The 14642-nt window shown below is 60.2% G+C and carries 13 protein-coding genes; 1 reads left to right on the forward strand and 12 read right to left on the reverse strand.

Annotated features, from left to right (window positions below; translation table 11 throughout):
* Positions 1-9: 9 nt before the first annotated feature.
* From ACHZCU_RS03705 to ACHZCU_RS03725, 5 genes are read right to left on the reverse strand one after another with little or no spacing between them, the layout of a single operon-like run.
* Positions 10-783: an ABC transporter permease gene (locus ACHZCU_RS03705; RefSeq protein WP_319517704.1), complete on the reverse strand. Its 774-nt coding sequence runs from the start codon at positions 781-783 to the stop codon at positions 10-12.
* On the reverse strand, positions 780-1607 hold the full coding sequence (locus ACHZCU_RS03710; protein WP_319517705.1) for an ABC transporter ATP-binding protein: 828 nt from the start codon (positions 1605-1607) through the stop codon (positions 780-782). Before ACHZCU_RS03710 ends, ACHZCU_RS03705 begins: the two co-directional genes overlap by 4 nt.
* Positions 1600-3042, reverse strand: coding sequence for an allantoinase AllB (gene allB, locus ACHZCU_RS03715; protein ID WP_319517706.1), 1443 nt, complete (start codon positions 3040-3042; stop codon positions 1600-1602). Before allB ends, ACHZCU_RS03710 begins: the two co-directional genes overlap by 8 nt.
* An 11-nt stretch (positions 3043-3053) precedes the next feature.
* Positions 3054-3845: an SDR family NAD(P)-dependent oxidoreductase gene (locus ACHZCU_RS03720; RefSeq protein ID WP_319517707.1), complete on the reverse strand. Its 792-nt coding sequence runs from the start codon at positions 3843-3845 to the stop codon at positions 3054-3056.
* A 56-nt stretch (positions 3846-3901) separates the two neighbouring features.
* Positions 3902-4951 (reverse strand): ABC transporter substrate-binding protein, encoded by a 1050-nt coding sequence (locus ACHZCU_RS03725; RefSeq protein ID WP_319517708.1) that lies wholly within the window; start codon positions 4949-4951, stop codon positions 3902-3904.
* Positions 4952-5094: 143 nt separating this feature from the next.
* On the opposite strand from ACHZCU_RS03725, the gene ACHZCU_RS03730 reads away from it, so the two are divergent.
* Entirely contained in the window at positions 5095-5982 is an 888-nt protein-coding gene (locus tag ACHZCU_RS03730; protein WP_319517709.1) for a LysR substrate-binding domain-containing protein, read from the forward strand.
* Positions 5983-6231: 249 nt separating this feature from the next.
* On the opposite strand, the gene ACHZCU_RS03735 is transcribed toward ACHZCU_RS03730, so the two are convergent.
* The 7 genes from ACHZCU_RS03735 to ACHZCU_RS03765 form a co-directional block, all read right to left on the reverse strand.
* On the reverse strand, positions 6232-6801 hold the full coding sequence (locus ACHZCU_RS03735) for an autotransporter outer membrane beta-barrel domain-containing protein (protein WP_319519737.1): 570 nt from the start codon (positions 6799-6801) through the stop codon (positions 6232-6234).
* The gene (locus ACHZCU_RS03740) at positions 6750-8060 is read right to left on the reverse strand and encodes a S8 family serine peptidase (protein ID WP_319517710.1); all 1311 of its coding nucleotides are present in this window, start codon (positions 8058-8060) and stop codon (positions 6750-6752) included. Before ACHZCU_RS03740 ends, ACHZCU_RS03735 begins: the two co-directional genes overlap by 52 nt.
* 382 nt (positions 8061-8442) lie before the next feature.
* On the reverse strand, positions 8443-9975 hold the full coding sequence (locus ACHZCU_RS03745; RefSeq protein ID WP_319517711.1) for a sulfatase: 1533 nt from the start codon (positions 9973-9975) through the stop codon (positions 8443-8445).
* A gap of 17 nt (positions 9976-9992) precedes the next feature.
* Entirely contained in the window at positions 9993-11078 is a 1086-nt protein-coding gene (locus ACHZCU_RS03750; RefSeq protein ID WP_319517712.1) for a sn-glycerol-3-phosphate ABC transporter ATP-binding protein UgpC, read from the reverse strand.
* Between the two features lie 28 nt (positions 11079-11106).
* Complete coding sequence (locus tag ACHZCU_RS03755; RefSeq protein ID WP_319517713.1) at positions 11107-11970, reverse strand: carbohydrate ABC transporter permease; 864 nt, start codon at positions 11968-11970, stop codon at positions 11107-11109.
* A complete protein-coding gene (locus tag ACHZCU_RS03760; RefSeq protein WP_319517714.1) occupies positions 11960-12913 on the reverse strand; it encodes a sugar ABC transporter permease in 954 nt (317 codons plus the stop codon). The genes ACHZCU_RS03755 and ACHZCU_RS03760 overlap by 11 nt, the downstream gene beginning before the upstream one ends.
* Before the next feature lie 63 nt (positions 12914-12976).
* A complete protein-coding gene (locus tag ACHZCU_RS03765) occupies positions 12977-14485 on the reverse strand; it encodes an extracellular solute-binding protein (RefSeq protein ID WP_319517715.1) in 1509 nt (502 codons plus the stop codon).
* Positions 14486-14642 lie beyond the last annotated feature (157 nt).

Here is a 14642-nt window from a genome sequence, read left to right on the forward strand (position 1 = left end):
TCGTGACTATCAGCGGCTTGCGAAGCTGTCACTGCGCACAGCCCAGCCGGTGACGCGCGCTTCGATAGCCGAGAAGACCGCATAGAGAAGCACACCAAGCGCGGCCAGGATGAACAGGCCGGCAAAAACCAGCGGCACATCGAAGGTCGAACTAGCAATCATCATCAGGTTGCCGATACCCCGGTTCGAAGCCACAGTTTCCGAAATCACGGTCCCCACGAAGGCGAGCGTGACAGCAACCTTCAGCGAGGCAAAGAAATACGGCATCGTGCGCGGCAGACCGATATTCCAGAGGATTTCAAGCTTCGTTGCCTTCAGCGAGCGCATCACATCCTGCAGTTCCGGCTCGGTCGAGGCGAGGCCGGTGGCAACATTGACCACGATCGGGAAAATGCACATCACCATCGCCGTCAGGATGGCCGGCACGGTTCCAGCCCCGAACCACAGCACCAGGATCGGCACGATGGCGACCTTCGGGATGGAGGAGAAGCCGACCAGCATCGGATAGGCAACATCATAGGCCAGACGCGACGAACCGATCAGCATGCCGAGCAGAACGCCGATGAGGACGCCAAGCGCGAAGCCGACCATGGTCGTGTAAAGCGTTTGCACCGCATGCGGCCAGATGCCCGGCATCTTTTCCCAGAGCGTGTAGAAGATGGCCGTGGGACGCGGCAGCACCAGTGCGGAAACGTTGAAGGCGAGGCAGATCAGTTCCCAGGCGACAAAAAAGCCGACGATGCAGATGGCCGAGAGCAGACGACGTTTGGTTGCGGGGCTCATATCTGGTGCTCCTTCGGCGAACGTGCCTGGACAATCCGATCACGTAGCCTCTGCGTCAGCGAAACGAATTCGGGATCGAACGAGATATCGATGGTCCGCGGTCGGGCGAATTCGATCGCGCTATCCTCGATGATGCGGCCCGGACGGGCCTGCATGACGCAGATGCGCGAGGCGAGATAGGACGCCTCCTTCAGGTCATGGGTGACAAGCAGCACGGTGGGGCGGGTTTCCATCCAGAGGTTCTGCATGATCTCCCACAGTTCCTCGCGCGTGAACTGGTCGAGCGCGCCAAAAGGCTCATCGAGGAGCAGAAGTGTCGGCTCGTGAATAAGCGCCCGGCAGAGCGAGGCGCGCTGTTGCATGCCGCCCGAGAGCTGCCAGGGAAACTTGTCGCCGAAACCGTCAAGGCCGACCGTCTTCAGGAGCGCTTCGGCACGATCGCGGTATTCGCCATTCCGTTTCTGACGGAAGCTGCGCTTGTAGGGTGCCACGATCTTAAGCGGCATCATGACGTTGTCGCGGATATTGAGCCACGGCAGAAGCGTCGGGTTCTGAAACGCCATGCCGATGCGTACGTCATTGGCGCCGATCTCACGGCCTGCGACGAAGATGTGCCCCTCTGACGGCGAAAGCGTTCCGGCAATCAGCTTCAGAATGGTCGATTTGCCGCAACCGGACGGCCCGACCAGGGCAACGAACTCTCCGTTGTTGATGGAAAGCGAGGTTTGTGCGAGCGCGACGGTCTTTTGCTCTTCGGTGCCGAAGGTGACATTGACGTCTTCAAGCTCGATAACCGGTTTTTGCTTGGCTGGCGTTTCAGTCATCTATTGGGCTCCTTCGGGTCACGGCAGCCATGGTCCCGTCGACATTCTGCGGTTCGGCCGCTGGCATTTCCTGAATGGCGTGCACGGATTGCCCCCAGCCGCGCGCATCATCCTGCAATGTGCGATCCTTCATCACAAACCGGCCACGCACGAGCGTGTGAACTGGTAAGGCTGTCGCCTCCATGCCATCCCACGGCGTGATTTTCGCTCGGGACTGCAGCGCCTGGTCGTCCACAGTCCACGACCGGTTGGTATCGACAATCGCAATATCGGCATCCGAACCGACCTGTAATGCGCCCTTCTTCGGAAACAGACCCCAGCGCTTGGCCGGGTTCTCCGCGCTCCAGCGCACGTAATCGGAGAGGCTGGCGCCGCGGCGCTTTGCCTCGGTCAACATCAAGGGCATCTGCGTTTCGACACCGGGGAAGCCGCAATCGACAGTCCAGATATCCTCACGCGTCTTTTCCTCGATGGAATGCGGGGCATGATCGGTGGCAATCATGTCGATCGTGCCATCAACAAGCGCCTGCCAGATCGGCTCCTGGTTTTCAGGCTCGCGCACCGGCGGATTGACGCGGATGACACCGCGCTTAGCAGCATAATCTTCCGTCGAAAGCAGCAGATATTGCGGACAAGTTTCGCCGGTAATGTCGACGCCGCGCGCCTTGGCGTCGGCCAGAGGGCGCAGCTCGGCCGCCGAGGAGATATGCAGGACATGAATACGGGCGCCGGTCCATTCGGCAAGGATTGCGGCGCGCGACACGGCCTCGGTGGCAACGACGGCAGGCCGGGCAGCGAGATGGTCGAGCGGTTCGGTCTTGCCCATGGCGCGCAGGCGTGCTTCGCGGCGCTCCATCACCGAATTGGTCTCGGCATGCAGTGAAATCCGCTTGCCGGTGGGGGCAACGAGCTCGAAAAGCTCGAGCATCGCGCCGGTCGTGGGCGAGGGAATCCGGCCGAACGTGTTGCCCATATAGCATTTGAAACCGATGATACCGCCCTCGATCAATGCATCGATATTAGCAAGGCTGTCCTCGCCGAGCACGGCGTAAAGGCCATAATCGACATGCGCCTTTGCGGAAGCGATTTCGTGCTTTTCCGCAAGCGCCTTGGCATCGGCAATCTGCGGCAGCGTGTTGGGCATGTCGAAGACGGTGGTCACGCCGCCAAATGCTGCGGCCGCCGTGCCGCTGGCAAAATCTTCCTTCTGCGGATAGCCCGGATCGCGGAAGTGAACGTGAACATCGATCGCACCTGGCAGTATGTGAAGCCCCGAAGCATCGACTATTTCACGCGCTTCCGGCATCGCCTCGCGCTCGCCGATGGCGAGAATCTTGCCGTCCTTGATGGCGATGCTAGCGGTATATTCCGCGTCAGGCGAAACGACCACGCCGCCGTTGATGACGAGGTCTGCGATAATCTTTTCTGAAGTCATTGCCGTCATCCTCAAAGTGCAGCCCAGCCACCGTCGACGGGAAGGTCGACACCGGTGATCTGGCGGGAGACATCGCTTGCCAGGAAAAGGCAGGCATTGGCGACATCCTCATCCGCCGTGATGCGTTTCAGGGCGTAGTCCGCCGCATGGCGTTCGGCCGCCTCTGCTTCGGAAATGCCGAGCTTTGCCGCCATCGTCTTGCAGACCTTGTCGCGGAAACGCGGTCCGTCGACCATACCGGGGGCGACGTAGTTGACGTTGATGTTGTGCTCGCCGGCTTCCAGCGCAAAGCTCTTTGTGATGCCGCGCAGACCCCATTTCGAGGCCGAATACCCCAATCGTCCGGCCTTGCCGTGCATGCCGAACGTCCCGCCGACATTGACGATCTTGCCGTAGTGCTGCTCCATCATGGCCGGCATGACGGCACGAATGGTGTGGAAGCAGCCATGCATGTTGAGTGTCACGATCTCGTCGAATTCTTCCGGCGTCGTTTCAGCCCCCGTCTTGCCCATCGGCCCTGAGCCGCCAGCGACGTTGACCAGCACGTCGACACGGCCGAAGGTTTCGATTGTCTTGTCGGCCGCGGCCTGGCACTGCGTAGCATCTGTCAGGTCGCACCCGAAGACGAGCGCAGCGCCATCGTCGATCTGAAGCGTTTCGATAAGCTGGCCGATGGCGCCGGTGTCGCGGCCCACAAGTGCAAGCTTGCAGCCTTCTTCGGCAAAGGCGCGCGTGATCGAAGCGCCCATGCCTTTGGCCGGGCCGGTGATGAGCACGACTTTGTCCTTAAGCTTCAGGTCCATGATGATATCCGTTTCTTTCGTCTGGTATGTGAGGGGCGGCGCTTTCGCGCCACCGCTTATTGGACAGAGTTGAGCAGTTCGCTTCTTTCTGGCAGGAAGCTTGCATCGAAGACTTCGCTGACCGCAGGCGTGCGCGGAAGATCATTAGCCTCGACCAGGATCTCGATCGCCTGAGCCATCCGTGCCTCGTCGATATTGCCGAGACCGACCTCGGCGAGTTCCGGGTGGCTCATTTCATCGGTCAGCGTCGCATCGAAACGCTCGCGCTCGACCTCGACATTGATCAGGCCTTCGCGCTGGCGCACGCTTTCGATTGCGGCCTCGGGATCGGCGATCGCGTCCTTGATGCTCTTGTTGATGGCACGGACGAATCCCTCTACCGCTTCCGGATTTTCCGCCGCAAACTCCTTCGAAACAATGATCGCGTTGGAATAGAGGTCCATGCCGTAGTCGCCATAGCGAATGAAGCGGATTTCCTCATCCGGATTAATGCCGAGCAGCTTCGAGCTGAAACGGATTGTATTGACATAGCCGAAGACGCCGTCGACCTGCCCCTGCATCAGCATCTGCTCGCGCAGGTTCGGCTGCATATTGCTGACGTCAATATCGGAACAATCGGCTTCCGAACGGGCACAAAAGGCGGGGAACAGCTTCAGGGCGCCATCATTCGCCGGCCCGCCAAGAGATTTTCCGGCAAGATCAGCCGGGCTCTCGATCGGGCTGTCGGCGCGCACGGCAATGGTGAAGGGCGGCTGGTTATATATCATGAACACGCCGACCGGCGCTTCTTCCGAGTTCCGGGCGGCGAGCTCGATCAGCGCGTTGATGTCGCCAAAGCCCATGTCGTAGGCGCCGTTTGCAACGAGCGGAACGGCAGCGCCCGAACCATTGCCCTGGTCCATATTGACGTTCAGCCCTTCCTCTTCGAAATAGCCGTTGTCTTCCGCCAGGAATAGCAGGCCCTGGGGCCCCTGATACTTCCAGTTCAAGACCAGGTTTATGTCGGTGTCGGCATGAGCGGTGGCGGCGCCGGCAAGCGTCGCGAGGGACGCGGCTGCGGCCAGCAATGTGGCGCGGGCGCGGTTCTTCATCTGGTGCGTTAGCATGGCTTGTTCCCTTTTTTCTGGTGAGGCCGCCGCAGAGGCAGGCTTTCGTTCTCACAGGAATGAAGAATACACTGTTCAGTGAATACATCTAACGCTATTATCGTCTCTAACCGATCACAAAAAGGCTACGCTCAGGATCTCCCATGCGCCACCTCAAATTACTCCAGCAGGTCTCGGAAATCGCCCGGGCAGGCTCCATCCGGCAGGCGGCTGAAAACCTCAACATCACCGCTTCGGCAATGAACCGGAAAGTCCACGACCTCGAGGAGGAAATCGGCACTCCGCTCTTCGAACGACGGGCGCGCGGGGTCAAGCTGACGGCAGCAGGCGAGCTTTTCGTCCACTATGCCCGCAGCCAGATCGCAGATGCCGACCGGCTGAGCTCACAGGTCGAAGACCTTAGAGGCATGCGGCGCGGTCCGGTGAATATCGGCTGCAGCCAGGCGCTTGCGCTTGACTTCCTGCCATCCCAGATTGGCTCATTCCGGAAGGAAAACCCGAGGCTGGTTTTCGACGTTCAGGTTATGGACCACAACGCTGCGATAAACGCCCTCATCGACTATGATGTCGATCTTGCGCTGGTCTATCGCGCAACGATCCGCCCGGCAGTTCGCATCCTGAAGTCGGCGCCGCAACGCCTGGCGGCCATTCTTAGGGCGGACCATCCACTGGCGCAAAAGCAGACACTCAGGCTGTCCGATTGTGTCAGCTACCCGCTGGCCCTGCCCCACCCGACCCTCGGGGGGCGCCAGATCCTCGACGAGGTCATCGCCAGGCGCGACTTCCAATTCCAGGTCATGGCCGAATCAAACTCGTTCGAAATGCTGCGCGGCCTCGTTCTTCACGGCAACATGATCTCGCTTCAGATCGATATCGGAGCGCCCAGGGAGGGCTCGGGCCATGGGCTGGTGACGCGCACGATCGACGAACGCGACCTGCCGACATCCGATCTCGTCTTGTGCCAACTCCGTGGGCGAGTGCTGCCGGTCGCAGCGGCCAGCTTCGCCGACCACCTGATGGCGGCTCTCTAGCCGATCTGTTCATTGGCAAGGACTGCTGCTGGTTTGATGGACACGATCCTATCTTCATGTCAACGAAACCGGCAGAAGCTCAGGCTGTCATTCGGCGTGACGCGGGGATCCCACACGCTCCAAATCTTTCAAAGACTTATCGCACCGATCGGCGTCGAACGCCTTTGCTGAATTACACTCAGCGCCACGCGCACCGAACGGCGGCTTTCATGAAAGGCTGTCCCCTGTCTTGAGTATGGGCGCCGTCCTCTAGAACTTGAGGCTGGCATTTGCTGAAAAGATCTGGCTGCTGAGATTGTCTCTGAGTTCCGCCTCGTAGCTCGCGCCGAAGGTGAAACGGTCCGAGGCGATGGCATTGAGGGAGATCCGGCCAATAAAGGCGCTGCGTCCGATATCCGCCCCGGCTGCCTCAAACCCGCTGCCGAAGATGGCGAGGTTCGAAGACCGGCTCAGGTCGCCGAAATCATAGCGCCATCCTGCGCTCAGGACCGGCTCGAGCTTGAGCCCGCTGTCGAAGGCGAAGCGATGGGAGGCGGAAAGGGCCAGCGTGGTCTGCGTTTTGGAAAATGTGTCTTCCGGTAACGAGAGGGCAAAAAGGCTGCCCGTCTCGTTCATGGCGTCGCGGTGGAAGCCGCGATAGCCGAACGTGGCGGACGGCGTAAAGGTCAGTGCGTCGATCTCGAAGTCCTGAAACGCGCTCACTTCGGCAAAGCCGCCCGTACCGTGACCGGAGGCGCTTGCCGTTGCAGCATAGTTTCCAAGCGTCGTCATGCGGCTGCTTGAAAGGTTGCCATAGGACAGCCCGCCGCGTACGGCCAGTGTCGGGCCGCCGGTTTGGAAGGCGGCATAGGCTGCATGCCGATATTGCCGGCGCCGTTGGCATTGGCCGAGACGTCGGCATATTCATAGGCGCCTGCCTGGCCAGCCGTATTCTGGCCAAAGCGCCAGTCAATGCCGAAAGCGCCGTTACTCGCATTCACGTCATAGCCGGAGATAGCGCCGGATGAGCCAACATCCGTGTGAGCATGGTTGCCGCTGACCCAGACCTCGCCGGTGCCATACGGCGTGCCTGTCTCCGAAAGCCATCCCGATGCGGGACCCATCTGGCGCTCGCCGATCCGGTCAGCGAAGCGGCCGATCGCACGCACCGCGCTGGTGCCCATCTCGGCATGAAGCCGGCCGGTCAGCGACGAAAGACCGCCCGCAAGAGCCTGGCCGGCGGCGGCGTAAAGCATGTTGAAGCTGTCATTATAGGCGGCATCGGGCCGCACGCCGGCCGCCGGCCGGCTTGTGTCGATCGCAGCGCCAAGAGCTCTTTGGTTTTGCGTCGCGGAAACCCCGAATGCGGAAAGATCGGCATAGCTTTCCGGCGTCGCGGCCAATGACAGTGCATCCGGCCAGTAGAGCACGTCGAGCCGCGTGCCCGGCGTCAAACCCGAATCCGGCTGGTTGAGACCGGCAAAGCTTCCTGTGACGCTGCTATCTTCCACCTGGACAAAGGTGAAGAGTTCACCCAGAACCGGCGTGAAAGTGTTGATGGCAACACCGGAAATGCCGCGCAGCCGCGGCTGAAGCGTGCCGTTGGCGGCAATGATGAGGGTTCCGGGCGACCGGTCGGGCGCAAGCGTGCCGTCGACATTGACGTCTGAGGCAACGAAACAGTTACCGCCGAGAATGCCGTTCCGGCCGACAGCCAGCATCGGCGTCGTCAACCTGCCATCGACGGCAAGGAGGCCATCATTGACGTCCGCGCCCTGTCTGAAGGTTGCGGCGTTGAGGATCGACAGCGTTCCGTCGCCCTCTTTCTCAAGGCTTCCGTCGCTTGTGAAGGAGACGATCCAGGTTGTGCCCGAACCGTCTGCGCCAACCGTGTAGACGCCTTCGCCGGTCATGCCGACCGGGCCGACGGAGAGCGCGCGGTCAAGCCGCACCAGTCCCCAGCCATAGATCTCGTCAATGCCGGCAGTACCCAGATCCTCGACGGTCATGAACAGAATTTGGACGATTTCCGCCGGGGTGAAGGTCGGATAGGCCTCGGTCACGACGGCGACCGCACCGGACACATTCGGCGCGGCCATCAAGGTGCCCCTACTGGAGTCGTAGAAGCCCTCGTCGCGGGGCACACTCGAATAGATCCCGCTGTCGTAGCAACCATCAGGCGGGGACGTGCCCGGGAGGTAGGCGATTTCGCTAGCTATCCTCGGATCCTGCCGCTGTCTTTCATGCCAGTCGGCAGACCTCGGGTGAAATCTACGAAGCGGGTATCGGCACCGTTCCCGACCTGGTTGCTCCTACAGTCATCGCCTTCGCCTCGATCCGATCTGTCCGGAAGCGACGAGCTCGTGCGGCCTGTCCGGGGCAGGGCGTGAAAATAGCGATGCAAACGATAAAAGTCGCGTAGGCCCGGCGGTCAAGCAACCGCTGGAGACCGGCGGGGCACCAGAGATCCATTTGCCGTTTTCAGCCCCGACAGGGGGCCCCGTTGTGCTCCGGTACATCGCCGATCTCAGCCATCTTGGCATCCAGCTTTTCCAGCATGTCTCGGAAAATCTCCGCGTATTCCAGGTCCCCGGCGCGATTGTGCAGTTCGAAGGGATCCGTGTCGCAGTCGAACAGTTCCCATTCGGGCGGTTCGTCGCCCGATGTAGCCCCGATCTGGTCGAGCGGCTCGTTGTACCAGTAGATCAATTTGTAGCGCTCGGTCCGAATGCCGTAATGGGCAAACGCGTTGTGGATGACATCCTTGTGCATCCAGTAGCGGTGATAGGCGACATCCTGCCAGTCTTCGCCCGCCTGGCCTTCGAACACCGGCCGCATGCTCGTTCCCTGCATGTAGGAGGGGACAGGCACACCGGCATAATCGAGAAAGGTCGGCGCGAAATCGACATTCATGGCGATCTTCCCGGAAATGCCGCCCGGTTCGATCCCGTCGGGATAGCGCACCAGAAACGGCATCTGCAGTGATTCCTCATACATGAAGCGCTTGTCGAACCAGCCGTGCTCACCCAGGAAAAATCCCTGATCGGAGGTGTAGATCACTATGGTGTTTTCGGCGAGCCCTTCTTCATCCAGATAATCGAGGAGACGGCCGACATTGTCGTCGATCGACTGCACCGTTCTGAGATACCGCTTCATGTAGCGCTGATACTTGAATTCGGCGAGTTTTTGCGGATCGGTGAAGGTGAAGTTTTCGCCGGTCTTCACATCGATCAGCGTCAGGCTTTCACCCTCCTTCAGTTCCGGCACCTTGCGCATGTGAACATTCGGATGCTCGAACAGCAACGCGCCGACCTCCGAGCCGCCTTCGGGCTGCACCAGGCCGAGATCCTCATAGGTCATGTCCGAGCGCACCCGCATCTTCGCTTCCTTCGCCGCCGCCGCGCGGTTGGCGTAATCATCGGAGAAGCTGTCGGGCAGCGGCAGGTCCGCCTCAAACATGTCCTCGTGCTTGTGGTCGCAGACGAAATGCCGGTGCGGCGCCTTGTGGTGGCACATCAGGAAAAACGGCCGCTCCTTGTCCCGGGCCTTAATGAAATCGATGCTCATGTCGGTGGTAATGTCGGTGACGTAACCCGGATGCACCTTCGGGCCATCGCGATCGATGAAGATCGGATCGTAATAGACGCCCTGCCCCGGTATCACCGCCCATTGATCGAAACCGGTCGGCTCGTGCGCCTTACCCTCACCGAGATGCCACTTGCCGAAGATCGCCGTCTGGTAACCGGACTGTTGCAGGTGTTTGGCGACGTTCGGCAACCGGTTGTCGATATGGGTGTCGAGTGTCGTCACCAGGTTCACGTGATTATAGGTGCCGGTCATGATCGCGGCGCGGCTCGGCGTGCAGATCGAGTTGCTGACATAGCAACGATCAAGCCGCATGCCCTCGTCGGCCAGCCGGTCGAGATTGGGCGTATTGTTGAGCCCGCCGCCATAGGCCGAGATTGCGCGGGCGGCATGGTCGTCGGACATGATGAAGATGATGTTGGGTCGCATGGATCTGCCCCTTTATGTCAGTTCTGGTCCGTGGCAAGCGAGATGCCGGAAAGCGAGCGTCCCGCGCTGTCGAAGAAATGGGTGCGTCCCGACAGTACGACACCGGTTGCAATGCCCATCGGCGTGTTGGTGCCGCCCGGCACCCGCACCACCAGTTCCTGGCCCCATTCGGTGGCGACATAAACGAACTCGCTGTCGCCGAGACGTTCCACCACGCTGACCGTGCCGGTGAAATGGCCGTTGTCCGGCTCCGTTAGCGTCATTTGGTCAGCGCGCAGGCCAAGAACAGCAGTTTGCTCGGCTCCCGCGCCGGCAAGCGTGATGGCGCTTTTGTCCTTGAAACGAAATGTCAGATTTTCGCCGCCTTCGAGATCGAGAAAGTTCATCTTCGGCGATCCGATGAAACCGGCGACGAAAAGATTTGCCGGGTTCTCGTAAAGCTCCATCGGCGCGCCGATCTGTTCGACCCGGCCCTTTCGCAAAACCACGATCTTGTCCGCCAGCGTCATGGCCTCGACCTGGTCGTGGGTCACATAGATCATCGTGGAGCCGGCCAGTTGCTGATGCAGCTTGGCAAGTTCCAGACGGGTCGCGACCCTGAGCTCGGCGTCGAGGTTCGACAGCGGCTCGTCGAACAGAAAGACCTGCGGATGACGCACGATGGCGCGACCGATGGCAACGCGCTGGCGCTGACCGCCGGAAAGCTGTTTCGGCTTGCGGTCCAGAAGGTCTTCGATCTGCAGGATCTTCGCTGCTTCGCTGACGCGCTTTGCCACTTCGGCTTTCGGCGCACCGTTCATCCTCAGTCCGAAGCCCATATTCTGGTCGACCGTCATATGCGGATAAAGCGCATAGGTCTGGAATACCATGGCGACGCCCCGGTTGGACGGATCGACATCGTTGACCCGCTGCCCGTGGATCTCGAGATCGCCGCCGCTGATCTCCTCAAGCCCGGCGATCATCCTGAGGAGCGTGGACTTGCCGCAGCCTGACGGACCGACGAACACAACGAATTCGCCCTTTTCGATCTCGATGTCGACGCCGTGGACGACCTCGAGACCGCCGTAGGATTTCTTGATGTTCTTGAGACTGACGCCAGTCATGTCTGGTCTCTCCCAAATAGCTCAGCAATCATCCCTTCACCGCCCCGGCGAGGCCGTCGATGAAGTAGCGTTGCAGGAACAAAAACAGGATCACCACCGGAAGGATGGAGATTGTGGAAGCGGCGGTCATGCCGCCCCAGTCGATGAAGTTCTCGCCCCGAAAGGCGTAGACGCCGACCGAGAGCGTCCGGATCGTAGGATTGGCGAGCGTAACGACCAGCGGCAGCAGGAAATCGTTCCAGGCGTAGAGCGTCTGCATCACCACGACCGTGACAACGATCGGGCGGGCCAGCGGCAGCATGACGTACCAGAAGGTCTTGACGAAGCTGACGCCGTCCATCTTGGCCGCTTCTTCGAGTTCGTTCGGTATCTGGCTGAAATAGCCGGCAAACAGAAGAACAAAGATCACGAACGAACCGCCGCAGGTGGCCAGCATCACGCCCCAGAGCGACTGGCCAAGCCCGATGCGGGTCAACAAGTCGAAGATCGGGATGATGGTATAGCCCTGCGGCACGAAGATCGTGAACGCAATCAGCGCGAAGATCAGCCCGCGGCCGACGAACCGCCGGCGCCCCAGCACATAGCCCATCATCGACGAAGCAATGGTGACCAGAATGACCGAGCCGACCGTCACGAACACGGTGTTGAAGAAATAGGAGCCGATATTGGCCTCTTTCCAGGCGCGAACATAATTTTCGAACGTTGGCTGTCCGGGAATCAGCCCTTCATTGGCAAAGATCGCTGCGTTATCCTTCAGTGACGCCGAGACCATCCACAACAGCGGATAGATCCAGACGGCGCAGACCGCTGCCAGCACGACGGAGACCAGAACGCGGCGCATGCGCGGCGACAGCACCGGCTGCCGGATTGCAATACGGGCATCATGCGGCATTGGGCTTCTCCCTGTTGCGCAGATGGCGAACCGCCAGCACCTGAAGAATGGTCAGCGACATGATCGCCAGCCCGAAGAACACGCCCGCCGCACTGGCATAGCCGAGGCGCGGTATGGCACCTGCGGTGGCAAAGGCGTAGCGGAAGATATAGACCTCCATTACCTCCGAGGCGAAATAAGGCCCGCCCTGGGTCATCGACATGATCAGCGGGAATACGTTGAGGGCGCTGATGGCCGAGATCAGCGCGATGACGATGGCAAAGGGCATGATCATCGGCATGATGACGTAAAGCGTGATCTGCCAGCCCTTCACGCCGTCGAGCTTGCAGGCTTCGTAGAGTTCGGCGGGAACCGTCTGCAGCGCGGCCAGCCAGTAGACCATGGTGACGCCGACCCATTTCCAGACATAGATCGCCGCCAGCGTCCACAGGACCAGGTCCGGGTCACCGAGGAAATCCAGCGGTCGCGACAGCAGACCGATATCCAGGATGGCCATGTTGATCGGCCCATTGAACGGCGACAGCATGATCGTCATAACGATGCCGATGACGGCGACCGGCGTCACCACCGGCAGAAAGATCATCGTGCGAAAAAGGGCCGAGAGCTTCAAAAGCTTGTTGTTCAGGATGATCGCGATGATCAGCGAAATGATCATCTGCGCGGGAACGGTGCTGAGCGTGAACAGGAACGAACGCGCGAATGCGTTCCAGAAGAACGGATCGCGAAGCAATTCGACATAGTTCGCGAGCCCGATGAATTTGGCATTGGCATCGAAGCCGGACCAGTTCAGCAGCGAGAAATATTCCGCCGCAAAAATCGGGTAGAGGATGAAGGCGCCGAAGATGAGCATGCCGGGAACGAGGAACAAATAGTCGACGCGGCTGTTCCAGATTCGTGCGCCCAGACGGCGCGTCAGACTGGATGACACGGTAAAATCGGACATGGGATAGTTTTCCTGACTGCGGACCCGCCGGCGGCGGCGGGTCCTTTTCGCCTGTTTCCAGCCTCAAAGCGCCTCGTAATCCGAAGCGACATAGTCCTTGGACGGGTCCCAGTTGGGGAAGACGAGATCGTCGCGGCTGACATTCGCCCCATTTTCCTTCGCCGTATTGAAGGCGGCATCCAGCGCCGTATTGGTGGCCGAGACAAGCCTTGTCAGTTCGCCCTTGATGTCGGTGGTCTGGCCGGTGAACAGGCCCTGAATCGTCTGGGCGGCGTTCGGAGTCGGCTCCTGATAGATGCTGGCGACGGCCGCAAGCTCCGGGTTGCGCGCGAATGTGTTCGGCGAAATGCGGATGGTCTGCTCGAACATCTGCAGTGCCTTTTTCGATCGCGCCGACATGGTCGACTGTTCGACGGCCTTCGGGAAGATCGGCGGATCGGAGGAGCCAACGACATTGCCCCACGCGATCTGGCCTTCTTCCGTGCCGAGATAATGGAAAACATCGGCGGCAACGGAAGAGTTCTTCGACTTCGAGTAGATGAACATGGTGTTCGACGCCGAGGCCAAAGAGCCGACGATGGAGTAGCCGCCCTTGCCGGGGGTCGGCGCGATGCCGAAATCGAAATTCGGGTTCTCTCGCTCCCATTGGGGAATATTCCACGGCCCCTGAAGTATCATGCCGGCGGCGCCCTGCGGCATCATCGCGCGCGCCTGTGGCGCATTGATGCTCATCACGCCGGGGAAAATCGAACCGTCCGCCTTCAGCGCCAGCAGAAGCTCGATGGCGCCGACGATCTCATCGGCGTCGAAGACCACTTCGCCGGTGCGGAAATCGACGCCATTGCCGATCGACGTATCGCCGCAGGCCAGCCCGTTGCTCTGTGCCAGCGTCCGGCAGGCATCCCACCAACGGTTGACCTGGTTACCGCCGATGATGAAGCCGAAGGCGCGTCCAGCGTTCATTTCGGTGACCTTGGCTGCCGCCGAGCGGAATGTATCCCAGGTAAACGGCGTCGTCTCCGGGTCATAGCCGGCATCATTCAGGTATTTCCGGTTATAGAGCGTGAAAGCCGAACTGACGCGCGCCGACGTGTATGGCAGGCCATAGGTCTTGCCATTGAAGACATTCAGCCCTTCCAGAAAAGCGCCAGGCGGAAAACCCTGCTTCCAGGTCTCAATATCCGGGATGAAATCGTCGTAGGCCTGCACCCAGCCCTCGTTGACGGCGTAGGCCGGCGGCATGTTGAGCGGCAGGTTAAAGACGTCCTGTGCGGTATTGTTGCGGATACCGAGCGGCAAAACCTGATTGATCTCGTTCCAGGGCAGCCCGTCATAGACCACTTCAATGTCACGCGCCTTGGCGTATTCTGGAAAGAATGCCTTATAGAAGGTCGCCTTCTGGTCGCCACTGTCGAGCCAGCGAAACGGACCATCGGCATTGATCGGCCCGATGGGTGCGGGAATGTCGAATTCCTGCGCGAAAGCCCGTCCGGCGCCAGTCAGCGCCAGCGCGCCGAGTGCTGCGCTGCCAGCCAGGAACTGGCGGCGTTTCATCGATGTCATTTGCGTCATAGTCTCCTCCCTTGGCGCAACCTGACCGGTTTTTCGATCAGGACAGACCCGACACGTAGATCTACCATTTTCCGTTTACGAACGCTCACGCATCCTCAGGCGAAAACAGTCCGCAGCCAACGCATGACACCAACCGCAAATCTCCTCCTGCAGGCGG

Origin of the sequence: uncultured Martelella sp. (genome assembly GCF_963677965.2) — a bacterium.
Taxonomy (GTDB): Bacteria; Pseudomonadota; Alphaproteobacteria; order Rhizobiales; family Rhizobiaceae; genus Martelella; species Martelella mangrovi.